We start from the raw sequence: 23,623 nt of genomic DNA, 5'->3' as shown, positions 1-23,623 counted from the left end.
AATTGGACAGCCAGAACCACGTCTGGTGGTTCTGGCTGTCCAATTCCACTGGAAAAAGCCAGGCTGTCAGTGATCAAGACACCACCATTGTAGTCGCGGATGGCGTCTACAAGCCGGCCACCCTGCATGCCAGGGCCGGGGAGACTCTGACCCTGCACTTCGACCGACGGGATCCTTCCCCCTGCGCCGAGCAGGTGGTGTTCCACGGGCTCGACGTGAGCGAATTTCTGGAAACAGGTAGCATCACCACCGTGACCCTGAACAACCCGCCCGCCGGCGAGTACCGTTTTACCTGTCAGATGCAGATGTATCAGGGCAGATTGATTGTCAGCCCCGCAACTGCCCCACGCATGAAAGAGGAAACATGATGAAAGTCTTTTCGGCACTCCTGTTAGCTTTTCTGGTCACCGCCTGCGGTGATGACGGTCCGCCCGAGCCCCAGGCCACCGAAGCGGCTCCCGCCGCCGCTGAAGCAACAAAAACCGCCAGCACCGACAAGGTCCTGGAAGTCTACAAATCCCCGACCTGTGGCTGCTGTGGTGCCTGGGTGGATCACATGAAAGACAATGGCTACCAGGTGGTGGTCCACGAACAGCAGAACCTGCAATCCATCAAGGAAAAGGCCGGCATCCTCCCCGGACAGGGCTCCTGCCACACCGCCTTCATCGACGGCTATGCCATTGAAGGACATGTACCGGCTGCCGATGTGGACCGGCTACTGGCCGAGCGCCCGGACGCCAGGGGACTCACCGTGCCCGGCATGCCGGTGGGTTCCCCGGGCATGGAAATGGGCGACCGCGTGGATGCCTACGACGTACTGCTGTTCGATGAAAGCGGCACCGCTGTGTTCAGCCACTACCCGGGAACTGAATAGCGCCAGACCCGGCCGTAGGAGCGTCGCTGGCGGCGCGATATCCCAACTGCTGAAAAGACGGATTGACCACAGAAAGCACAGATATCACGGAGAACAAGACAAGTTTTCTCTGTGTGCTCTGTGCCCTCGGTGGGGAAAATGCTTTTGATCCTGGTGTGAAGGATCGCGCCGCCAGCGACGCTCCTACGGCCAGGACTGACCACCTACAGATTGTCACCGAAACCCGCTACAGTTTCCCCTTTTGCGTGTAACGAGACCCTGAATGCTTCCTCTCCATGACTGGCTGCTGCTGGCCAGCGTCTGCGCCCTGGGTGCCATGGCACCGGGCATCAGCCTGGCGGTGATCACCCGCCACACCCTGCATGGGGGAGCCCGGGCGGGCGCCCTTGCCGGCGCAACCCATGCCCTGGGAGTCGGCATCTGGGCCACCGCCACCGTCACCGGGTTGGCGGTGCTGTTCCACCGCTACCCGTCCCTGGAACTGGCATTCAGTCTCACCGGCGCCCTGTTTCTGTTATGGATGGCCTGGAAAAGCTGGCAGGCGGGCAAACAGCCGTTGCCGGCTGCCGATGCCGACAGCCAGTTCAATGTCCTGCACGGGGCCGCCCGGGACGGTTTCCTGGTGGCCTTTCTGAACCCGAAGGTGGCACTGTTTTTCCTGGCCCTGTTCAGCCAGTTCCTGCAGGCAGACATGGCCCAGGCCGCCCGCATCCAGATGGTGCTCACGTCCATGTTCATTGATGGCGGCTGGTATGTGCTGGTGGCGGTATTGCTTGGCCGCAGCCGTTTCCTGCCCTGGCTGCGGGCCCATCATCACTGGGTGGAAAAAGGCACCGCCCTGTTACTGGTAGTGATTGCCGCCAGCGTGGTCTGGCAGGCGGCGTGACGCCAGGAAGCCAGATTCACCGCTCCAAAAGCGTCAAAAGGCTCCCGACATCAATGCCCCCTTGCCCGCTTCTGCGAGTGACGAGGTACGAGTTTCGAAAGGCAAAACCAAACTCGGCTTTCGCGACTCGGTCCTCGCTTCTCGTCACTCGTCACACTCTGTCCATCATCCGTTCCATCCCCCTTTGACCTTGGGGTAGCCCCGAGGTTAATAATGGTTTCATGAACCGATACCTGCGCCCCAATCACCGGCCCTTACTGGCCGGCCTGCTTGCCATCTTGATGCTGGTGGTGACGAGCAGTTTGTCTGCGCAGGTTTCTGTCGGTCATCGGGATACCACTCCCCAGACCCACTGCCATCACCATGCAGAGATGGCACAGCCAGATCATAGCGACAGTCAGCACTGCCCCCAGGATGACGCCTGCCAGTGTCTGACCGTCTGCCAGATCAGTGCCACCACTATGGCCCTGTTCAGCGGCCAGGCGGAAATTCCCGATCGCCCGTGGCACCCCGGTCTGGAGAGCAGCCTGCACGACGGCATCCACCACCTGCCGTTACGGCCACCCTCCCTGATTGTTTGAGTTCGTTTTCACACTCAAACAATCAGGAGATACATCATGAAAACCGCAGATCCGTTTTCCCTGCCACGACGTCGTTTCGTGCAGGGTCTGGCGCTGGGCGCCACCGGCCTGGGACTGGGGCTGACACCCGGCCAGCTGCTGGCCCGCCAGGGTCATACCGGCACCCCCACCCTCAGTGGTGACACCTTCCACCTGACCCTGGGCGGCGCCGACGTAAACATCACCGGCAAGACCCGACCGGCCACAACCATCAACGGCATCGTCCCCGGCCCCACCCTGCGCTGGCACGAAGGTGACACTGTCACCCTCAAGGTCACCAACATGCTGCCGGAAACCAGCTCCATCCACTGGCACGGCCTGCTGCTGCCGTTTGAAATGGATGGCGTGCCCGGCCTGTCATTCGATGGCATCAAACCCGGTGAAACCTTCACCTACCGTTTTCCGGTCAAGCAGAGCGGTACTTACTGGTATCACAGCCATTCCGGTTTTCAGGAACAGACCGGCCTGTACGGTTCCATCATCATTGATCCGAAAAACCCTGAGCCGCATGCCGTGGACCGGGACCAGGTCATCGTGCTGTCAGACTGGAGTGACGAGGACCCGAAGCACATCTTCGCCACCCTGAAAAAACTCAGCCACTACTACAATTTCAATGAGCGCACCGTGTTCGACACCCTGCGCGATTTCCGCCACAAGGGCGTAATCCAGACCCTCAAGGATCGCCACATGTGGAACACCATGCGCATGAGCGATCGTGACCTGGCCGACGTGACCGGTTACACCTACACCTACCTGATGAATGGCCAGAGCCCCAACGGCAACTGGACCTGCCAGTTCAATCCGGGTGAACGCCTCCGCCTGCGCTTTATCAACGCCAGCGCCATGACCTTCTTCGACATCCGCATTCCTGGCCTGGACATGACGGTGATTGAAATGGATGGTCAGCCGGTCAGACCGGTGCCCTTCCACGAGGTGCGCCTGGGTGTGGCAGAAACCCTGGATGTGATCGTGGAACCCAAAGCGGACCAGGCCTACACCCTGTTTGCCCAGAGTATTGACCGCAGTGGCTTTGCCCGTGGCACCCTGACCCCGAACCCGGCCATGTCAGCGCCAGTGCCGGAGATGGATCCTCCACCGTTGCTGGGCCATACCGAAATGGGCATGGGCGCCATGCAGCACGGCGACGGTCATGAAGGCATGGACCATGGGCAGATGAACCACAACATGGCAGGCATGAAGCACAGCGATCACGGCAACGCCGTCCCCTTTGCCGTCGATCCCAACAACCCGGACCTGCCGCCCAGAAACAACGCCACCGACCATGCCGCCACGGAATATGGACCCGGTGTGGACATGCGCGCCATGGCCCCGGGCGAGATGCTTGCCGACCCGGGTATCGGCCTGCGCGACCGGGACTGGAAAGTGCTCACCTATGCGGACCTGGAAACCGCTGGCGGGCCACCGGACAGCCTGCACCCGGAACGGGAAATCGTGTTGCACCTGACCGGCAACATGAGCCGCTACATGTGGAGCTTCAACGGCATTCCCTTTGCGGATGCCGTTCCCCTGGAGCTTTACCACAACGAGCGGGTTCGCATTACCCTGGTCAACGACACCATGATGACCCACCCCATCCATCTGCATGGCCTGTGGAGCGATCTGGAAGTAGGCGATGGCAAACTGCTTCGCAAGCACACCGTCACCGTGAAACCCGGCGAAAAACTCAGCTACCTGGTGCGCGCCGATACCCTTGGCCGCTGGGCCTATCACTGCCACCTGCTTTACCACATGGACGCGGGCATGTTCCGGGAAGTGCGTGTGGTCGAAGCGCCAGCGGATGGCAGCCACGCACACCATGGCGCTCACGGGGAGGACGCATGATGAAAACACCGCCCCTTCTGCTCAGTGCCCTGACAGCCATAACCGTCGCCATGCCGGCCTGGTCCATGAGCGAACACCCGCCCCGCTTCAGCAAAGTACTGGTCGACCAGCTTGAGTTGCGTGACAGCGACGAAGGTACGGTGCTGGGCTGGGATGCCAACGCCTGGTACGGCAGCGACCTGAACAAGCTGTACCTGTCCACGGAAGGCGAACGACTCATGGACCCGGAACACAGCGACGAAGACGCCGGCACGGAAAGCGCACAAACCCGCCTGGCCTGGAGTCACGCCTTCGCCCCCTACTGGGACTGGCAACTGGGCTGGCGCCGCGACTGGCAACCCGACCATCCCAACCGGGACTGGGCCAGCCTGGGTATCCAGGGCCTGGCACCCTACTGGTTCGAGGTTGATGTCCAGCTGTTTCTGGGCAAAGACAGCCTCAGCGAACTGCGAGTGGAAGCGGAATACGAGCTGATGCTGACCCAGCGTCTGGCGCTGGTGCCGGAGGTGGAAGCCCGCTTTTACGGCAAGGACGATGACGACCTGGGGGTTGGCGATGGTCTGGTGGCCATCGAATCCGGCCTGCGACTACGCTACGAAATCCGCCGGGAGCTGGCGCCCTACATCGGCGTGCACTGGGAAAAGCAGTACGGCGACACCGCCGACAGCACGCGGGCGGCAGGCGGTGATCCGGAGGAGGCATCGTTGGTGGCCGGGGTCTACTTCTGGTTCTGACGAACCCAATGAAATCTTGCGTAGGGTGTCACTGAGCCTAAGGCGAACTGCACCGTTGGCCGAAGGTGGTTGGTGCAGTTCGCCTTAGGCTCAGTGCACCCTACGGGGCACCTATGCCGAGGAATTATCGTATTCCTCGTTTTCCAGCGTCCGCAGTTCCCGGTTGTTCTGAATCTGGATATCCAGATCCCGCAGGCGGCCATCGCCGATACCGTAAATCCAGCCATGGATGGTCAGAGGCTGATCCCGGCGCCAGGCTTCCTGAACCACCGTGGTGTTGGCCACATTGATCACCTGACGGGCCACGTTCAGTTCACACATGCGGTCCAGTTGGGCCTTTTCATCGGGCAGCTTGATCAGGTGTTTGCGGTTACGCAGATACAGCTCACGCACCTGCCGCAGCCAGTTGTCGATCAGACCATGGGGCACATCTTCCATGGAGGCTTTGACCCCGCCGCAACCATAGTGCCCCACCACCATGATGTGCTTCACCTTCAGCACATCCACGGCGAATTGCAGCACCGACAGCAGGTTCAGGTCGGTGTGATTCACCAGATTGGCCACGTTGCGGTGCACAAACAGCTCGCCGGGCATCAGCCCCACCACCTCGTTGGCCGGTACGCGAGAGTCCGCACAGCCAATCCACAGATACTGCGGACTCTGCTGTTCGCCCAGCGCCTTGAAGAAGCCCGGGTGCTCCTGCTCAATGTCGTGGCGCCATTGCTCGTTGTTGCTGAAGAGTTCGGGAAGGGATTTCATGGTCTCTCGCTACATTCATGGACTGGACGCCGGGCAGGTCACCCGGGCGTTAACCACCGGTCATATTCATAAACCGTACCAGTTGCTCGCCCGGGGCCAGGTTAAAGTCGTGCCGTTCCGGTTTGATTGCCATGGCATCAATGATTGCCTGACGCAGGGGGGCATCATCCGTGGGGTGTGCCCGCAGTACCGCGCGCAGGTCCACACTGTGTTCGTGCCCCAGGCAAAGAAGCATACGGCCCTCGGCGGTAATCCGCACCCGATTACACAAATGGCAAAAATTTTGTGAGTGGGGAGAGATAAAGCCGATACGGCTGTCACTGCCCGGTACCTGCCAATAGCGGGACGGCCCGCCGGTCTTTTCCGCCATGGGTACCAGGGTCAGGCGCTCGCAGAGCTGATCCCGGAGTTCTTCGGAGGAGACAAACGCCAGCCCCCGGTCATGCTCACTGATCTCCCCCAGGGGCATTTCCTCAATAAAAGAGATATCCAGCCCTTTATCGAGGGCGAAATCCACCAGCGCTGGCACCTCATCCTGGTTTCGACCGCGCAGGATCACGCTATTCAGCTTGATACGGCGGAAGCCGGCCCGGCGGGCCGCCTCAATGCCCGCCAGCACCTTGCCCAGGTCGCCGGTGCGCGTCAGGGCGCGGAAACGTTGCGGGTCCAGGGAATCCAGGCTGATATTGAGTCGATCCAGACCGCCAGCCTTCAGATCCCCCGCAAAACGGCCCAACCCGGCGCCGTTGGTGGTCATATTCAGTTCATCCAGCCCCGGAATCGCACCAAGATAGCGCACCAGATTTGTCACATCACGGCGCACCAGCGGCTCCCCCCCGGTCAACCGGATCCGCCGTACCCCCAGCGCCACCAGCACCCGGCCCAGCCGCCCCATCTCCTCCAGAGTCAGCACCTGGGCCCGGGGTACAAAGGTCATATCCTCCGCCATGCAGTACACACAGCGAAAATCGCAACGGTCCGTCACCGACAACCGCACATAGTCGATAGTGCGACCAAAGCGGTCCTGCAGTAGCGGATTGTCAGTGAAAGTATCAGCGGCCATGGCGGTACTGTAGCAAATGCGGGGCCAAGCCGGGGAACCGGCGCTTACTCGGGCAATAACCTCCCGGTTCCGCCCTCCTGGGGAGCCCTTCGTGGCTCCCCAGCCCCTGTTGGCTACCCCACGCCCGTCGGCCGGTACTGGCTCCGGTTGGTCAGGCCCTTGCCGGTCTTGTTAGAATGTTCGCCGACCTGAATGCGGGGCGCAGCCGGATCATGAAACGCCATGTCCGCCATACCCCTTATTCCGAATTCATCTACCCCTAAAGGGTTTCCATGCAAATTTCTGAAAACACCGTAGTGTCCATCCACTACACCCTCACCAACAACGCCGGCGAGACCATCGATTCCTCCATCCAGCGTGGCGAGCCCCTGGCCTACCTGCACGGCGCAGGCAATATCATTCCCGGTCTGGAAAAAGCCCTGGTGGGTAAGGCCGCCGGCGACAAGCTGGACGTGACCGTTAACCCGGAAGAAGGCTATGGCGAGCGTCACGAGCAGCTGATCCAGCAAGTGCCGAAAACCGCTTTCGAAGGCAACGAAGAGAACCTGCAGCCGGGCATGCAGTTCCAGGCCCAGACCGAAGCCGGTCCGCGCATCTTCACCATCACCGCTGTGGAAGGTGATGAAGTGACCGTTGATGGCAACCACCCGCTGGCAGGCGAAACCCTGAACTTCGCCGTGGAAGTCACCGAAGTGCGTGAAGCCTCCGACGAAGAGAAAGAGCACGGCCACGTACACGGCCCGGAAGGCCACGACCACTAAGGTCTGACCCTCCAGAAAAAAGGCGCCATTGGCGCCTTTTTTATTTACTCCCTTAACCCCCCCACAAACCTGTACCACAGTGAATGCAGGGTGAATTCGGCACCGTTTTCTGCCTCCTTTCTTATCAAAATGACAGCGCTCCCCGGCTTGCTCCACTTTCTTGTTGTCGATTATGCAGACTTTTGTAAAGCCATATTGAATGTATCCTCAGCGGCCAAATAGGATCGATGCTCTTTGATTTTTCTGTTTTTACGGGAGAGCTTCATGCGCTACATAACGATATTAATTCTTTCCGCTTTGCTTTCGAGTATTTCCCTGTCTGCTCACGCACTGGAAAAACGAAAATTCTGTGTTTTCGACATCATTGGCGCTAACGGTGATATCTATAACATCATGAAGGATTACAAAACCGCCGCCGTTGCCTGGGGCGTGGATGTGGAACTCAAGCCCTTCACCGATGAAAAGATCGCCGCAGAAGATCTGAAAGCCGGCCAATGCGACGCCGCCGTCCTCACCGGTATTCGTGGCCGTCAATTCAACAGCTTCACCGGCAGCATGGACTCCATTGGCGCCATCCCCAGCTATGAAGCCATGAGAACCGTGATTTCTGTTATTGCCAGTGACACCCCGTCCATCAACAAACAACTGGTATCCGGCCCCTACGAAGTTGGTGGCGTGGTTCCCATGGGCGCGGCATTTCTTTTCCTGAAGGATCAGGAACTGGATACCGTAGAAGAGTTGTCCGGGAAATCCATCGCCGTGCTTGAGTACGACAGCGCCCAGGCAAACATGGCCTCCCGTGTTGGCATGTCACCGGTCATGTCCGACATCACCAACTTCTCTACCCGCTTCAACAATGGTTCCGTGGATATCTGCTTCGCTCCCATCATGGGCTTTTCTGCCCTGGAACTGTACAAGGGCATGGCGCCGGATGGCGGCATCCTCGACTATGTACTGGGTCAGCTCAGCGCCCAGATCATTCTCAAGAAAGACCGCTTCCCCGCGGACTATGCCCAGCAGTCCCGGGAATTCATGTATGGCCAGTTTGACCGTGCCATGCGTGTCATTGATAACGCCAGCAACGAAGTGGATGACAAGTGGTGGATCCGTATCCCGGATAACGACAAGCTGCGTTACGACGAGATGATGCGCGAAGCGCGTGTGGCCCTGACCCAGGACGGAGTCTACGACAAGTCCATGATGGGTCTGCTGAGAAAGGTCCGTTGCAAGCTGGAACCGTCACGGGCGGAATGCGTTAACCCCATGGAATAATCTTTCGGGGCCGGGAATTTCCCGGCCCTTTTTCATCCTGCTAAACACCACATCAAAAGCCTCAAGGCCTGCTCCCTGAAAACAGTGCCATGCACCCTTTCACCTGAACGTCCACTTGATCCAGCCGGCTTTCCAGTGCCTGCTTCAAACTGGCCAGCGAATCATTCTGATTGGAAAAGATGCCCTTGCGGTTATACACCTTCATAGCACCTCGGGCGGCAAGGTTGCGCGGCACATCGCCTTGCAGGATCGTGGCACCAAACATCCGGGCACCGGGATTCAGCAATGGCAACAGGTGATCGAACGCACAGGCTTTCTCGAGCATGGTTCCGGGTAGACAGTGCAACAGCAGGTTCATGCCGAGTGAATCGAATTTGTCACCCTGATAGTCGATGGGCTCCAGCACATTACGCTGCAGGTTTTGCGGTTGATAGCGCTCTATGCGCCGGGAGCAGAAGTCCAGGCTGTTGGGGTTCAGGTCCATCAGCGCCACGCGCGGATTCAAGGCGGGGAAATTGACTTTATCCAGAAAGTAACCGCTGCCCACGCCCACATCCAGATGATTGTCGCTGATGTTCTGCTGATAATGGGCCAGCAGGATAGACGCAGGGCAGCGCCACAACCAGCGACAGGACAACCCCAGAACTCCCATATCATAAAGAGTGAGAACAAAAGGGCTGTAAACAGCCTGGCCAGCGTGAGCATCATCCTTGTGCATGTGCATCTCCGTTTCTAATAAATAATCCTGGGATGGTTTAGCCCATGGCTGGTCGGGAGAGCCGAACGCAGTCTCTTCATATCCAGGTGCTGCTCAATCATTCCCGCCAGCCGGTCCAGGTCCTGCTGCCGATGGTCATCGTAATCCACTGCCCGGTCACCGCGAAGCCCCGCCCACTGCAGTAGCGCGTTGCAGGCTACGGCATTATCGAACAGACCGTGCAGATAACATCCCATAATCTGATCATCGTCACTGATGGCGCCCTCATCCCGGTCACCCAGCTGCAACATGGGCCTTAATAAAGCCGGCCCTTCGCTGATGCCATTGTGAATTTCGTAACCGTGGATGGCGGCTCCCGCTGGCAAGAAAACGCCCTGCACAGTGCGCAACTGCTTGCCGGAAATCAGACGGGTGGTCATGGCCAGCCAGCCAAGCCCCGGGCTGCTGCCCGCATCGCTTTCCAGCCCGTCAGGATCCTCAATCCGCGCACCCAGCATCTGGAACCCCCCGCAAATACCCAGCACCTTGCCACCATAACGCAGGTGTTTTTCGATCTGTTTGTCCCAAGCCTGCTCGCGCAGGAATGCCAGGTCAGCGCGGGTTGCCTTACTACCAGGGAGGATGACCAGATCCGCCGCCGGCCAGACCTCACCCATTTTCACAAAACGCAGGTCCACATGAGGGTGCAGGCGCAGAGGATCAAAATCATTGTGATTGCTCATGCGCGGCAACACCGGTACCACCACCTTGAGGGCATCGTGCTCATGGTCACCGGGATCGGCCACCGCGTCCTCAGCATCCAGCGTCAGGCCATGCAGGTAGGGCAGCACCCCGAACACCGGTTTGCCGGTGCGATCTTCCAGCCAGTCCAGCCCGCCCTGTAATAACGACAAGTCACCACGAAAACGGTTGATGACAAACCCCAGGGTGCGTTGCTGTTCTGTTTGGGAAAGAAGGTCCAGCGTGCCGGTGAGATGGGCAAAGACCCCACCGCGATCAATATCCGCCACCAGAATCACCGGGCAATCCACCATTTCGGCAAAGCCCATATTGGCAATATCGTTGTCACGCAGGTTGATTTCCGCCGGACTGCCTGCGCCTTCGGCGATAATCACATCATAACGGGAAGAGAGATCCTGCCAGGCCGCCAGCACTGCCTCACGGACGGTGTTCTTATAGGCGTGATAATCCAGTGCCTGCATGTTGCCCAGCACCTGGCCACGGAGTATCACCTGGGCCCCCATATCGGTCTGCGGCTTGAGCAACACCGGATTCATGTCACTGTGCGGTTCAATCCCGCAGGCCAGGGCCTGTAGTGCTGTCGACCGTCCAATCTCCCCACCGTCCACGGTCACTGCACTGTTCAACGCCATATTCTGCGGCTTGAACGGCGCCACCGAATACCCCCGCTGAGCAAACCATCGACACAACGCCGCAACAACCGTACTTTTCCCGGCGTCGGAAGTGCACCCCTGAACCATCAGTGTTATCGACGAACGACCCGCCATCACTTGTTTTCGCTATTAACTATTCACTGTTAACTATTAACTAGAGCTCCACGCCCTTCTGCGCCCGCACCCCCAGATCCTTGAAGGCATGCTTTACCACTTTCATTTCGGTGACGGTGTCGGCCAGCTCGATCAGTTCCTTCGGCGCATAGCGACCAGTGACGATGGCATGTTGCATGGCCGGGCGCTGTTGCAGATCGTCGAGCACGGTATCCAGGTCCAGATACTCATAACGCAACGCAATGTTCAGCTCATCCAGCAACACCATGTGGTAGCTGTCGTCCTGCAGCATTTTTTGTGCGATATCCCAGGCGGCACTGGCAGCAGCCACATCCTTTTCCCGGTCCTGGGTATCCCAGGTATAACCCTCGCCCATGACGTGGTAATCCACATTGGGCAGATCGCGAAAAAAGGCTTCTTCACCGGTACTGAATGCGCCCTTGATAAACTGCACCACGCCCACCTTCATGCCATGCCCCAGGGCCCGGGCCAGCATGCCGAACCCGGAACTGCTCTTGCCTTTGCCGGGTCCGGTGAGCACCAGCAGGATGCCCTGATCCTTGTCCGCATTGGCAATCCGCTCACGCATGATTTGCTGTTTCTTTTCCATCCGCCAGGCATGGCGCTCAGGACTTTTCGGATCGGGTTTTATACTGTTTTCCATTTTTTGGTTCTTTTCTCAACGCTTTTGACTGCCGCTATTAACCCGGCAATACAATAAACATGATTTCTGGTGGTTCACTCCGTAGGAACTATGCTTGCATGGCGAACTGACGGGCGATCTGAGCAAGCCGGTTCGCCATGCAAGCATAGCTCCTACGGCCCATTAACCGTTTTCATGCCGGCACAAAAACCGGCACACCATTGATGTTCCCCACACTGAGTTTCTGGTCGTACAACCGCTCCAGGGCTGCCGGCACCAGCATGGTCTCGGCAGGGCCGAAGCACAGCTCGCCATCGGGATAGAGCAGCAACAGGTGATCACACCAACGGGCGGCCAGGTTGAGATCATGCAGACACATGAATACCGCCGCGCCCTCTTCCGCCTGGCGATGCAGCAGCTCCATCACCGCCACCTGATGATGCAGATCCAGATGATTTGTGGGCTCATCCGCCAGCCAGATGGCCGGCTGCTGGGTCAGTGCCGTGGCAATGGCCACCCGCTGGCGCTCCCCGCCGGAGAGGGTGCTGACCAGCCGATCACCGAGCAACCCCAGCGACAGGGCCTCCATGGCCTGATTGGCCAGACGCAGATCCCTGGCGGTTTCCCGCTGCCAGGGCGACAGAAAAGGGTGACGGCCAATCAGCACCGTTTCCCGAACCGTGGCCGGAAAACTGTCCTGACGTTCCTGAAAGACCACCGCCAGTTTTTGCGCCAGTTGCCGACGGCGCAGTTGAGTCAGACAGTCACCGTCCAGCGACACCTGACCACTGCGTGGCGGCCTTAATCCGGCCAGGGTATGCAGCAGGGTGGACTTGCCCGCACCATTGGGGCCCAACACCCCCCAACGCTGTCCCGGCAAAATCCGCGCGGAAAATGGCTGCCCTGCCGCACGGCCGGGAATATCCACCACCAGATTGCTGGCTTCGAGGATCGCCATCACCGACTCCGGTACAACAGAAACAGAAAAGTGGGCACCCCGAGCAACGCCGTAATCACCCCCACCGGCAACTGCTCCGGGGCCATCATGGTCCGCGCCAGGGTATCGGCGATGGTGAGCAAGGCACCACCCGCCATGACACTGGCCGGCAGAATCAGGCGCTGATCATTGCCCAGCACCAGTCGCAGCATGTGCGGCACTATCAGGCCAACAAAACCCACACTACCGGCCGTGGTCACGGCTACCGCCGTGAGCAGACTGGCCAACCCATAGACCAGCCAGGCCAGTGGCTTCACCGCCACCCCCAGGGCCGCGGCCTGCAATGGCCCCCGGGCCAACACATTGAGGCTGCGCCCCAGCGGCAGGGTCACGATCAGCACCGGGATCAACACCAGCCAGGCCAGCCACGGCGAGCGGGCATAACTCAGATCGCCCATCAGCCAGTAGAGCATACCGGGCAAACGGTCCGCGGGACTCAGCGACAACATGAAGGTAATCACTGCCCCCCAGCCGGCCGCGATCACCACACCGGTGAGCAACAGGCGCGTCGGCGTCCAGCTGCCTCGTCCCTGGGCCAGACCGAACACCAGCAGGGTGGAAAGCAGTGCACCGGCAAAGGCGGAGCCGGACACCATGGCGGTGCCCAGCCCCAACAACATGGACGCAAGCGCCCCCACCGCCGCACCACCGGAAATACCGAGCACGTAAGGATCCGCCAGCGGGTTACGCAACAACACCTGCATCAGGGCGCCGGCCAGGGCCAGCAAACCACCGGTGGCAAAGGCCGCCAGGGCACGGGGCAAGCGCAGGGAAAACACCAATTCACCGAACAGCGGATCTCCCCGACCGGCCACCGCCATCGACAACTCCGAGAGGCTCATGGACACACTGCCAACGGTCACCGCCAACAGTAGTGACAGCGCACCCAGTGCCGCCAGCATCAGCAGGGAAGAGATGGCCCGGCGACTAATCACGGGCGCGCACGGTGTCGAGATGGCTGCACAGGGTACGGGTGCCCGCCAGCATCTGTGGGGTGGGCCGCTGCAGGGTGGACGGAGCCACAAAGAACAGGTTGCCGGACTGCACCGCACGCAAGGAAGCAAACTGCTTCCAGGGCTCCAGCCAGGACGGATCGTCCTCGCCCATGCCTCCGGCGATGATCACTTCCGGGTCCTTGGCCAGTACCGCCTCACGGCTGATTTTGGGTGCCAACGCGGCCAGCTCACCGAACACATTGACGCCACCGCAAATCTCAATCGCCTCGCTGATCAGGTGCGCGTTATTCACGGTCATCAGGGGCTCTTCCCAGACCTGGTAGAACACTGTCACCGGTGCCGCCTCCGCATAGCGTTGGCGCAGGGAATCCATACCACTGCGCAGGGAATCTGCCGCCCCCTGCCCCACCGCTTCGGTCCCGGCCAGCACGGCCAGGCGTTCCAGGGTGGTGCTGATATCGTCAAAGCGACGCGGCTCGCTGTGGTACACCGGCACGCCCATGGTCTGCAGGCGCTCCACCTGCTCCATGGGGTTACCACTCTGCCAGGCAACGATCAGATCCGGCTTCAGAGCCAGTATCGCCTCCAGGTCCAGCCGATTGTAGCTGCCCACCCGCGGCAGTTTTTTTGCCGCCGGCGGATAGTCACTGAAACTCACCGCCCCGACCAGTTGTTCACCGGCACCGGCGGCGAACACCAGTTCGGTGGCACCGGGAGACAGGGCAATAACGCGAGTGGCCGGCTGGTCCAGGCAGACCTGCCGATCCGTATCATCGGTGACACAGACCTGTGCCCGGGCCAGCCCGCTCCCCAGCCACAGCATGACGGCCAACAGGGGAAGACAACGGCATAACAGACGGGCTGGGGGCATGGCGGACTCCGGGTTTCAGTTACTGCACATCGTAGCGCAGGCTTACCATTACGGAACGCCCGGCGTTCAGATAGTTCCAGCCGCTGAAGTTCCTGGCAGTGGCATACTCTTTATCGAGCACGTTTTTCAGCGTCAGGCGGGTGGACCAGTTCGGCGCGAACCGCCAGCCGGCACGCAGGTCCAGCAGACCGAATCCGGACAGACGCTGGGTGTTGGCGGCATCGTTGTAGCGATGCCCCTGGAAACTGGCAGTGCCCCCCAGGGTCACGGTGCCGATGCGTCGATCCACATCCACCCGACCCAACCGCTGGGCACGACGGGGAATGACGGTATCGGTATCCCGGTCTTCCGGCTTCAGGGCAGAGAACGCCACCCGTACCTGCCACTGTTGCCAGTCCATCCCCAGGGCCAGTTCCGCGCCTTCGATACGGGCCTTGTTCACATTGAACGAGGAGCCTCTGCTGCCGTCATAAACAATCAGATCATCAATGTTGGTACGGTACACTGCCGCATCCCAGAACCAGTGTTCATACTGGCCCCGCACACCCAGCTCACCGGTTTCCGAGGACTCCGGCTTTAGATTCGGGTTGCTGAAAAAGAACGGCGGCGAATCCGGGAAATACAGATCGTTGAAGGTGGGCGCCTTGAACGCCGTGCCGTAACTGAGCCGCACCCGATGCGCATTGTCCAGCTTGTAGCCCAGTGCCGCAGCCCCGGTCACTTTGCTGCCGTAGGCATCGTTGTCGTCGTGCCGCAGGCTGCCCTGCACATCCAGCGGGCCGAAGTGCAACAGCGCCTGGCCAAACGCCGCCTTGTTGTCCCGGTCGGTCACGTCATACTCATTGCTGCTGGTGATCTCGTCACGCAGGTATTCGCCACCCAGCACAAACTGATGGGCCCCGGCCGCAAACACATTCTGCCAATTGACGGTACGGGTGCGGGTATCGAAGACACCATTGCTGACGTCATTGGCAAAGTCTTCGCTTTCGTCCTTGGCCTGGCTGATCAGCACCTTGGTCTGCCAGCCATCGGTGAGCATCACCTCGCCTTTCAGGCCAGCCACTTCCAGTGCGTAGTCGATATTTCTGTCGTCCGCCGGGGTGCTGCCTTCGAATTCGGTATTCCCCTGGGTATGAAAACCGAACACCCCGATTTCACCACGATCGCCAAAGCGATGGCTGATTTTGGCAATGCCGGCAGTGTTGTCGTAGCCGCGCTCCTCGCTGTTTTCGCGCAGCTCGATGCCATTGGTGCGGAAGCGATTGATGCCCAGGGTATAACGGGTACCGCCCTGTTCGCCGGACACCCCGGCACCCGCATTCATGGTGCCAAAACTGCCGGCGCCGAAATCCAGCCAGCTACCGTCATCGCGGGTAAAGAGCTGCACCACGCCGCCCACCGCATCGGCACCGTACAGGGAGCCCCGCGGCCCACGAACCACCTCGACCCGCTCCAGCATGGCCGGCGGCAGATATTGCCAGGCCGGACTGCCGACAGTGGCGGACCGCAAGCGCACCCCGTCCACCAACAGCAGGGTCGCATTACTGGACGTGCCCCGCATGAAGACACTGACACTCTTGCCGAAGGAGCCATTACCGGTGGTATCCACACCGGGCTGGCCACGAAGAATATCGGCCATGTCCACCGGTTGCTGGTCGCGGAGTTGCTGCTCATCAATCACCGTGACCGAAGACAGTGACGCCTCGGTAGTACGGCTGACCAACACGGGGGTGACCACCACCGGATTCAGCATGGCGATCTGTTGTGATGAGGCCGTATTCGCCTGCACCGCCGACGGCAAGACAGACAAGGACAGGGCGGCAGGTGCCACCAGTAAACGCAAAGACATGAAGGAGATCCCCTGTTGCCGTGCCCACCCGCACGGCCTGGATTCAGCCGCGGAGACACAACAGGGATAACCGGCACCGGACAGTACCGTGACACCCCGCCATCGCCCACCGCGACGCCAAGTTTCACCTTCTGGCCGGTCTCCGGGCTGATGAGCGAGGGGGAATCCCTCGGCGCGTTCGCCTTCCCATGCACCCTCTCGGGCTTTGGCACAGTGGCACTACGAAACGCGTTTTACTCAATCACCGTTGCGGGGGCAGCGTCGGACTGGCATTGCTGGGGCAGCAAAGCGCACCGACTTCCCGTTCAACCCGGCTGTGTGTGAACAGGCGGGCACCGGAAGGTGGCGCGAAATTACCAACGGCGGCAGCAATAAGCAAATGGATATGCCCTGCTTGAGGAAAATTCAGGGCCCGTTGTGATCTGCTAATACTCCCCTCCGTTGGCGTCTTGCGAGCAAGGCGCCAACCGCAAGACGGCAAGGCCCTTACTTGACAGCGCTGGACCAGGGGCAGAGGATTTGCCGCTTTCCGGCCCCTGGCCTTTTCGGGAGTGTTCCGTGACCCACTCTGCCCATTGGCAAAAAGCGATTCCCTCGCCCAGTCAGCAACACCGTGAAACCGCCCTGGCCCGCCAGGCGCAGCTCACCAAACCCGCCGGCTCACTGGGTCGCCTGGAAACATTGGCCATCACCCTGGCAGCACTGCAACACACCGACACCCCCGCCGCCGACCGTATCAGCATCGCCGTCTTTGCCGCCGATCACGGCATCTGTGCCGAGGGCATCTCCGCCTTTCCCCAGGCGGTCACCGGTCAGATGATTGCCAACTTCGTGGCCGGCGGGGCTGCCATCAGTGTTATGGCCCGGCACCTGGGCGCGACACTGGAAGTGATCAATCTGGGCACCGCCACGCCGCCCCCTGTCAGCGATGGCGTGATTGATGACAGCATCGCCGCCGGCACCGCCAATCTGGCCCGCCAGTCAGCCATGTCGACGATGCAGCTGGAACAGGCCCTGGCCGCCGGCGACCGTGCCGCCCAGCGCGCCGCAGACCAGCAGGCCCAGCTGTTTATCGGTGGCGAAATGGGCATCGGTAACACTACCAGCGCCAGCGCCGTGGCCTGTGCCCTGCTGGCCGAACCGGCGGCAGCCCTGGCCGGGCCCGGTACCGGCCTGGATGCGGAGGGCGTCAGCCACAAGATCACCGTGATCGAGCGGGCCCTGGCCCGTCACGGCAACAACCGGGAACCGCTGGCGGTTCTCGAGTCGTTAGGCGGATTTGAAATAGCGGCGCTGGCCGGAGCCATGATCGGCTGTGCCGTCCGTGGCATTCCCGTGCTGGTGGATGGCTTTATTGTTACCGTGGCCGCCCTGGCCGCCGTGCGGCTGCGACCGGCATTACGGGAGTGGTTATTGTTCGCCCACCACTCCCGGGAGCCGGGCCATACCAGACTGCTTGACGCGCTGGACGCGGAGCCGATCCTCAATTTGTCCATGCGGCTGGGCGAAGGCAGCGGCGCGGCGGTGGCCGTGCCGGTGATTCGCAGCGCCTGCGCCCTGCATAACGACATGGCCACCTTTGCCAATGCCGGCGTGGCCAGCTCGCAATAGACAGTAACGAGTCGCGAGATGCGAGTTGCGAAAACCCAAACAGGTTTTGTCTTTCGAAACTCGCATCTCGTAACTCGCTACTGAACCCAGCGACAAAAGAGCAAACAGTCAGTCGCCAAGTTTGGTAACAAGGATAACTATGACCACCACCCTGTTTGATCTGATTCGCCACGGCGAACCCGCCGGCGGTCACATGTATCGCGGCCACAAGGACGATCCGCTCAGCGAGCTGGGCTGGCAACAAATGCGCGATGCCATCCAGACGGACGATCAATGGGATCACATCCTCACCTCCCCGTTACTGCGCTGCCGGGAATTCGCCGCCGAATTGTCAGCACAGCAACATATACCCTTCACCGTGGCCCACGATTTCAAGGAAATCAGCTTCGGTGACTGGGAAGGAAAAACCCGGGAGCAGGTGGCAACGGAATACGGCGATCACCAGACCAACTTCTGGCGCGATGCGGAAAATCATCCCCCGGTGAATGGCGAAACCATCCAGGCGTTTCACCAGCGCATCGGCGATGCCTGGGCATTGTGGCAACAGGCCATGAAAGGGCAGCGGGTATTACTGGTCTGCCACGGCGGCGTGATCCGCATGGTATTGAGTCATGTCCTGGGCATGAGGCCGAGCCAGGCCATGGCAGGATTCCAGGTCCCCTTCGCCTGCCGCTCCCAGGTGCGCATTGATGACACCGAGCACGGCATCTTGCGGTGTCTGGTGAGGCACGGGTAGATAGCGAGCTCCACCGTAGGAGCGTCGCTCGCGGCGCGATTACCAACCTTCGATAAAAACATTTTCACCACAGAGGACACCGAGCACACAGAGAAAAAATATTCTTTTCCTCAGTGATCTCTGTGTCCTCTGTGGTAAATCGATCTTTAAAAGAGGGTCGGAATCGCGCCGCCAGCGACGCTCCTACGGCCAGGCCTACCCCTTCAACGTCAGCGCAATCCCCGCCACCGACATCACCACCCGATCACAGCGTTTTGCCAGTGCCTGATTCAACCAGCCCAGTTCATCGGCAAAGCGGCGGGTGAGCGGGTCCATGCCGATCGTACCGAGCCCGACTTCATTGCTGACGATCACCACCGAGCCCGGATAACCGGCCAAGGCCGTCAGGAAACTTTCCTTTTCCCGCACAAACAGGGCATCGCCGGCATGCAGCAGATTACTTACCCACAGGCTCATGCAATCAATCAATACACAGGGCGGTGGTGACAAGGTGGCCTGGCGGTTCAGGAGGCTGCCCAATTCCACCGGTTCTTCCACCAGCCCCCAGCTGGCAGGACGGCGACGCTGATGCCGACGGATGCGCTCGCTCATTTCGCCATCCCCGGCGGTGGCCGTGGCCACATACACCACCGGGTCAGATTGCTCCGACACCAACCGTTCCGCCAGGGAACTCTTGCCGGAGCGGATACCGCCGAGGATCAGGGAATGTGCCATCAATTCTTTTTCACAAACTGGGTGAGGATAACGATGCGCTGACCTTCCACACGACCTTCGATCTGTTCCGGGTTGTCCTGCACCAGCGAAATATTCCGCACCGGAGTACCGCGCTTGGCGGTGAAGTTGGCGCCCTTCACATTGAGATCCTTGATAAGGGTGACGCTGTCACCGGCTTCCAGTACCGCACCATTACTGTCGCGGTGCTCGACCTTGTCTTCCTCGCTCTGCCCTTCCCCGGTGGACTGGGCCCAGGCCAGCGTCTCGTCATCCAGATAGAGCATGTCCAGCAAATCCTGGGGCCAACCTTCCGCCCGCAGCCGGGTCAGCATCCGCCAGGCCAGCACCTGCACCGCCGGCTCCTGACTCCACATGCTGTCGTTCAGGCAACGCCAGTGATTGATATCTTCATTGCCGGGATGGTCGATCTGAAAGCTGCAGGTTTCGCACAACAAGGCACTCTGGGCTGCCGTGCCATCCCCTTCCGGAGGCACCGCATACACCGCCAGCGCCTCACCGGCACCGCACAGTTCACAGGTCGAATCGGCTCGCGCCAGCAGGGTGGATTCCAGGGTCATTGCCTTTCTCCTTTACGGGGGCGGCAGTATACACGCGGGACGGCGTGGGAGCTTTGCTCGCAAAGCGAAGACTTCAGAACACACTCACGTCAATTGAATCGCTTCGCCTTGCGAGCAAGGCTCCAACGGCAGTTTGTTGTCGCTCATCGTGAATCAGCGAGGAAGTTTTTATTGGCGTTCGCGGGCGTCGCATTACAAAAGCATCGCGAACGGCCAGTAGGCGAGCACACTGCCTTGGGAGACGGTTTCCCCCACCGGCACCACCGCCAATCCATCCGCCCACACCGCAGAACTCAACATGCCGGAACTCTGATTGGGATGTTTTTCCAGCATCGGATTGCCGTTCTTCTGCACACACCGCACCCGTAAATATTCCTGTCGCTTGCCTGCTTTGTTGACTGAAAAATCCACGGGCAGACGGAACGGTTCCGGCAACACCGTTTCGGCACCACAACGGCGTCGCAGGGCGGGCAACACCAGCATCAGATAGCAAACCAGTACGGCCGACGGATTGCCGGGCAGGCCAAAAAACGGAATGCCGTCCACGCTGCCGCAGGTGAACGGTTTACCCGGCTTGATCGCCAGCCGCCAGAAATCCAGTTGCCCCTGCTGTTCCAGCACCGCACGCAGATGATCTTCTTCCCCCACGGATACCCCACCCGTGGAGATGATCACATCCGGGCGCTGCTGCGGATCCGTCAGCGCGCGGGTGAGGGTATTACGGATAATGGCCGGGTCGTCGGGCAGATGTTCGCGCTGCACCTCGGCAAAGCCACTCTGTATCAGCAACTGGGTCAGTTGAGGACCATTGCTGTCATAAATTTTTCCAGGCAATGGTGCTTCGTCCGGCGCCTGTAATTCATCGCCGCTGGTCAGCACCAATATCCGGGGGGCATACACCCGCACCCGGGACACCCCCACCGAGGCGATCAGCCCCACAGCCTGGGGAGTCAGGCGCTGGCCGGCATGCATCACCCTCTCATCCCGCCGGGCATCCTGACCCGCCGGGCGAATATTCTGCCCTTCGCTGACCGAAGCCCGGGCCGGCAGACGCACGCGCCCATCAGCGATTTCGCAGTCTTCCTGCATCAACACCGTATCCGCCCCGGTGGGTACCGGCGCACCGGTAAAGATGCGTGCCACCTGTCCCGGCATCAGGGTGCCCGGCGGATCACCGGCGGCGATGCGAAGCGGCATGGGCAGGGTCAGGCCCGGTTCGTCCAGGTCCGCATAGCGCAGGGCCACGCCGTCCACGGCGGCATTATCGAAGGCGGGCACATCCACGCGGGACACCACGTCCTGGGCCAGGTACTGGCCACGGGCATCACCGAGTGCGATCTCCTGCACCCGGGCAAAGGGCGAAGCGCTGTCCAGCAATCGGGCCAGGGCCTCCTCCACCGGCATCAAACTCATCGACCTTCTCCCTCTGTCATTGTCATCCTCACCGGCGAATCTGGGCGACAAAATTGCAGGGCCGATGGCGGGCATCCAGCTGGTCGCGAATGATTCGGTCCCAGCCCGTGGCACAGGCATTGTTGGAACCCGGCAGACAGAAGATCACCGTGCGATTGGCCAACCCGGCCAGGCAACGGGACTGGATGGTGGACGAGCCGATATCCGCCACACTGACCTGGCGAAACAATTCACCAAAGCCTTCGATGTGCTTGTCGAACAGCACCCCCAGAGCTTCCGGGGTGGAGTCCCGTCCGGAAAAGCCGGTGCCGCCGGTGGTAATAATGCCCTGAATACGTTCATCGGCAATCCACTCGGACACCACCTTGCGTAACTGGTAGATGTCATCCTTGACGATCTGTCGGGCCTGCAAGTGATGGCCGGCCTCCTCGAGACGGTGGACCAACAGGTCCCCGGAGGTATCGTTTTCGGGGGTACGGGTATCGCTGACGGTCAATACCGCCAGGGCCAGGGGCTCGAAGGCTGCCGCGGGCTTGGACATAGATTTCTCCTTGCTGATGGCGCCAATGCTAGCACGAGCCATGCCACGGTGGCTGGACAGCACATCCCGCATTGACCGCTGCCAACAGCCCCCTGTTCGCCACAGTATGCTCACAGTACATTGACGCTATACAAAGTGTTTATCGGGAGAGCTGACAATGAGCAGCAGCATGGAAACCGCCCAGCAGGATGCCGCCCGCCTGCCGCGCCTGCCACAACGCAAACTGGACAATATCCCGGGAGATTACGGTACGCCCTTACTCGGCGATACCATTCTCTTCCTCAAGGACTACCACAAGCTGGTGACCCAGCGTGCGGAAAAATACGGCCTGGTGTCCAAGGGCTCGATACTGTTTCAACGCGGCGTGACCCTGCTGGGCCCGGAAGCCAATGAGTTTGTCTTCAAGGATCCGGAGCACGTGTTTTCCAGCCGCGCGGCCTGGAACCCCTTCCTGGAAAAGCTGTTCACCGACGGGCTGATGTTGCGTGACTTCGCCGACCACAAGTTCCATCGCCGCATCATGCAGCAGGCCTTCAAGAAGCCGGCCCTGGCCAGCTACCTGGACCGCATGAACGCCCACATCAGCAGTCAGATCCAGCCCTGGCAGACCGGCGACACCCTGAGCTTCTTTGATCACATCAAGGCACTGCTGCTGGACGTGGGCGCACAGATTTTCTTCGGCCTGGACATGGGCCCGGAATCCGACAAGGTCAACCAATCCTTTATCGATGCCGCGGATGCGTCCCTGGCGGTGGTGCGTCTGCCCATCCCCGGCACCCTGTGGTACCGGGGCATGACAGGACGCCGCTACCTGGAAAAATTCGTCACCGGACTGATCCCGCAGAAGCGGGCCAGCGACACCCCGGATTTCTTCAGTGAACTGTGCAAGGCCGCCGACGAGGAAGGTGGCTTGAGCGATCAGGACGTGATGAACCACATGATCTTCCTGCTGTTCGCCGCCCACGACACCACCACCAGCACCCTGTGCTCCATCATTTATTTGCTGGCAAAACACCCCTACTGGCAGGACCAGCTGGCTGAAGAAATGGCCAGCATGAACAAGGACAGCCTGGACTACGACGAACTGGGCAAGCTGGAAAAAACCGGCTGGGTGTTCCGCGAGACCCTGCGCATGCGCCCGCCGCTCACCACCTTCCCGCGCCGTACCGTGAAAGACGTGACGTTCCAGGGCTACACCCTGCCGCGCAACACGCTGGTCAGCATCTCCCCCCTGTTCACCCATTACATGGAGGAGTACTGGAGCAATCCGCACACCTTCGACCCGGAACGCTTCAGTGACGAGCGCGCCGAACATAAAAAACATTTCTATCAGTGGGTCCCCTTCGGCGGCGGCCACCACAAGTGCCTGGGCCTGAACTTTGCCGAGCTGCAGACCAAGACCTTCCTGTTCCACTTCCTGCAGCGCTACAAGGTGTCCCTGAAACCGGGTTACGAGATGCCGGTCCAGCAGGTGCCGCTGATCATGCCCAAGGATGGTTTGCCGGTGGTGTTGGAGAAACGGTAAAAGGAAGCTACAAGCTGCAACGCGGGATGGGCCGAGCCTGGCGGCCGGCGCCCTGCCCCAATCTTTCCGTAGGAGCGTCGCTGGCGGCGCGATTCCTTCCATGCCAGCCGCTCACCCTCACCCCGTTGGAGCCATGCTCGCCCCAAGGGGAT

24 protein-coding genes and 1 riboswitch are annotated in these 23,623 nt (G+C 60.4%); of the genes, 11 read left to right on the top strand and 13 right to left on the bottom strand.

The annotated features are described in order from the left end of the window. The first annotated feature begins 2 nt into the window (after nt 1–2). The 6 genes from A3714_RS00560 to A3714_RS00535 all read left to right on the top strand — a co-directional run bounded on the left by A3714_RS00560 (nt 3) and on the right by A3714_RS00535 (nt 4,956). The gene (locus A3714_RS00560; protein WP_063527137.1) at nt 3–368 is read left to right on the top strand and encodes a cupredoxin domain-containing protein; all 366 of its coding nucleotides are present in this window, start codon (nt 3–5) and stop codon (nt 366–368) included. Further along, nucleotides 365–874, top strand: a complete 510-nt coding sequence (locus A3714_RS00555; protein WP_063509770.1) for a DUF411 domain-containing protein — start codon at nt 365–367, stop codon at nt 872–874. Before A3714_RS00560 ends, A3714_RS00555 begins: the two co-directional genes overlap by 4 nt. A gap of 262 nt (nt 875–1,136) precedes the next feature. Then, on the top strand, nt 1,137–1,760 hold the full coding sequence (locus A3714_RS00550) for a LysE family translocator (RefSeq protein ID WP_062815594.1): 624 nt from the start codon (nt 1,137–1,139) through the stop codon (nt 1,758–1,760). 221 nt (nt 1,761–1,981) lie between these two features. Next, entirely contained in the window at nt 1,982–2,341 is a 360-nt protein-coding gene (locus A3714_RS00545; protein ID WP_063509771.1) for a hypothetical protein, read from the top strand. Between the two features lie 36 nt (nt 2,342–2,377). Beyond that, the gene (locus A3714_RS00540) at nt 2,378–4,222 is read left to right on the top strand and encodes a copper resistance system multicopper oxidase (protein WP_063509772.1); all 1,845 of its coding nucleotides are present in this window, start codon (nt 2,378–2,380) and stop codon (nt 4,220–4,222) included. Beyond that, nucleotides 4,219–4,956, top strand: coding sequence for a copper resistance protein B (locus A3714_RS00535; protein ID WP_231866160.1), 738 nt, complete (start codon nt 4,219–4,221; stop codon nt 4,954–4,956). Before A3714_RS00540 ends, A3714_RS00535 begins: the two co-directional genes overlap by 4 nt. A gap of 111 nt (nt 4,957–5,067) precedes the next feature. On the opposite strand, the gene can is transcribed toward A3714_RS00535, so the two are convergent. Continuing rightward, nucleotides 5,068–5,715 (bottom strand): carbonate dehydratase, encoded by a 648-nt coding sequence (gene can, locus A3714_RS00530; RefSeq protein WP_062815591.1) that lies wholly within the window; start codon nt 5,713–5,715, stop codon nt 5,068–5,070. A gap of 49 nt (nt 5,716–5,764) precedes the next feature. Then, nucleotides 5,765–6,778 (bottom strand): GTP 3',8-cyclase MoaA, encoded by a 1,014-nt coding sequence (moaA, locus tag A3714_RS00525; RefSeq protein ID WP_063509773.1) that lies wholly within the window; start codon nt 6,776–6,778, stop codon nt 5,765–5,767. A gap of 272 nt (nt 6,779–7,050) precedes the next feature. Here moaA and A3714_RS00520 point away from each other — a divergent pair, with 272 nt between their 5' ends. Next, nucleotides 7,051–7,539: a peptidylprolyl isomerase gene (locus A3714_RS00520; protein WP_062815988.1), complete on the top strand. Its 489-nt coding sequence runs from the start codon at nt 7,051–7,053 to the stop codon at nt 7,537–7,539. 264 nt (nt 7,540–7,803) lie between these two features. Continuing rightward, complete coding sequence (locus A3714_RS00515) at nt 7,804–8,811, top strand: putative solute-binding protein (protein ID WP_063509774.1); 1,008 nt, start codon at nt 7,804–7,806, stop codon at nt 8,809–8,811. Between the two features lie 61 nt (nt 8,812–8,872). Here A3714_RS00515 and A3714_RS00510 read toward each other — a convergent pair whose 3' ends face one another. The 7 genes from A3714_RS00510 to A3714_RS00480 all read right to left on the bottom strand — a co-directional run bounded on the left by A3714_RS00510 (nt 8,873) and on the right by A3714_RS00480 (nt 16,353). Beyond that, entirely contained in the window at nt 8,873–9,529 is a 657-nt protein-coding gene (locus tag A3714_RS00510) for a class I SAM-dependent methyltransferase (RefSeq protein ID WP_082844795.1), read from the bottom strand. Nucleotides 9,530–9,543: 14 nt separating this feature from the next. Then, nucleotides 9,544–11,010: a cobyric acid synthase gene (locus tag A3714_RS00505; RefSeq protein WP_082844796.1), complete on the bottom strand. Its 1,467-nt coding sequence runs from the start codon at nt 11,008–11,010 to the stop codon at nt 9,544–9,546. 67 nt (nt 11,011–11,077) lie between these two features. After that, on the bottom strand, nt 11,078–11,701 hold the full coding sequence (gene cobO / locus A3714_RS00500; protein ID WP_063509777.1) for a cob(I)yrinic acid a,c-diamide adenosyltransferase: 624 nt from the start codon (nt 11,699–11,701) through the stop codon (nt 11,078–11,080). Nucleotides 11,702–11,873: 172 nt separating this feature from the next. Then, nucleotides 11,874–12,638, bottom strand: coding sequence for an ABC transporter ATP-binding protein (locus A3714_RS00495; RefSeq protein WP_063509778.1), 765 nt, complete (start codon nt 12,636–12,638; stop codon nt 11,874–11,876). Further along, nucleotides 12,638–13,579 (bottom strand): iron ABC transporter permease, encoded by a 942-nt coding sequence (locus A3714_RS00490; protein ID WP_063509818.1) that lies wholly within the window; start codon nt 13,577–13,579, stop codon nt 12,638–12,640. The genes A3714_RS00495 and A3714_RS00490 overlap by 1 nt, the downstream gene beginning before the upstream one ends. A gap of 25 nt (nt 13,580–13,604) precedes the next feature. After that, complete coding sequence (locus A3714_RS00485) at nt 13,605–14,504, bottom strand: cobalamin-binding protein (RefSeq protein WP_082844797.1); 900 nt, start codon at nt 14,502–14,504, stop codon at nt 13,605–13,607. 19 nt (nt 14,505–14,523) lie between these two features. After that, entirely contained in the window at nt 14,524–16,353 is a 1,830-nt protein-coding gene (locus A3714_RS00480) for a TonB-dependent receptor domain-containing protein (RefSeq protein WP_063509779.1), read from the bottom strand. A gap of 115 nt (nt 16,354–16,468) precedes the next feature. Continuing rightward, nucleotides 16,469–16,708: riboswitch (cobalamin riboswitch) on the bottom strand. Nucleotides 16,709–16,911: 203 nt separating this feature from the next. Here A3714_RS00480 and cobT point away from each other — a divergent pair. Both cobT and A3714_RS00470 read left to right on the top strand, forming a co-directional pair. Then, complete coding sequence (gene cobT / locus A3714_RS00475; RefSeq protein ID WP_063509780.1) at nt 16,912–17,964, top strand: nicotinate-nucleotide--dimethylbenzimidazole phosphoribosyltransferase; 1,053 nt, start codon at nt 16,912–16,914, stop codon at nt 17,962–17,964. Nucleotides 17,965–18,103: 139 nt separating this feature from the next. Then, nucleotides 18,104–18,700, top strand: a complete 597-nt coding sequence (locus A3714_RS00470) for a histidine phosphatase family protein (protein WP_062815583.1) — start codon at nt 18,104–18,106, stop codon at nt 18,698–18,700. Between the two features lie 195 nt (nt 18,701–18,895). Here the strand turns inward: A3714_RS00470 and cobU are convergent, their stop codons facing one another. The 4 genes from cobU to moaB form a co-directional block, all read right to left on the bottom strand. Continuing rightward, on the bottom strand, nt 18,896–19,414 hold the full coding sequence (gene cobU / locus A3714_RS00465) for a bifunctional adenosylcobinamide kinase/adenosylcobinamide-phosphate guanylyltransferase (protein WP_063509781.1): 519 nt from the start codon (nt 19,412–19,414) through the stop codon (nt 18,896–18,898). Further along, on the bottom strand, nt 19,414–19,992 hold the full coding sequence (locus A3714_RS00460) for an alkylphosphonate utilization protein (protein ID WP_063509782.1): 579 nt from the start codon (nt 19,990–19,992) through the stop codon (nt 19,414–19,416). The genes cobU and A3714_RS00460 overlap by 1 nt, the downstream gene beginning before the upstream one ends. 192 nt (nt 19,993–20,184) lie before the next feature. Then, nucleotides 20,185–21,405 carry a gephyrin-like molybdotransferase Glp gene (gene glp, locus A3714_RS00455; protein ID WP_063509783.1) on the bottom strand — a complete coding sequence of 407 codons (1,221 nt, stop codon included), beginning with the start codon at nt 21,403–21,405 and terminating at the stop codon, nt 20,185–20,187. A 28-nt stretch (nt 21,406–21,433) separates the two neighbouring features. Then, complete coding sequence (moaB, locus tag A3714_RS00450) at nt 21,434–21,946, bottom strand: molybdenum cofactor biosynthesis protein B (RefSeq protein ID WP_062815985.1); 513 nt, start codon at nt 21,944–21,946, stop codon at nt 21,434–21,436. Between the two features lie 157 nt (nt 21,947–22,103). Here moaB and A3714_RS00445 point away from each other — a divergent pair, with 157 nt between their 5' ends. Continuing rightward, nucleotides 22,104–23,471, top strand: coding sequence for a cytochrome P450 (locus A3714_RS00445; protein ID WP_231866153.1), 1,368 nt, complete (start codon nt 22,104–22,106; stop codon nt 23,469–23,471). Nucleotides 23,472–23,623: the final 152 nt, after the last annotated feature.

Source organism: Alcanivorax sp. HI0007 (assembly GCF_001635525.1).
Lineage (GTDB): Bacteria > Pseudomonadota > Gammaproteobacteria > Pseudomonadales > Alcanivoracaceae > Alcanivorax.
The sequence above is the reverse complement of the archived record's forward strand: the minus strand, read 5'-3'. Positions and strand labels throughout refer to the sequence as shown.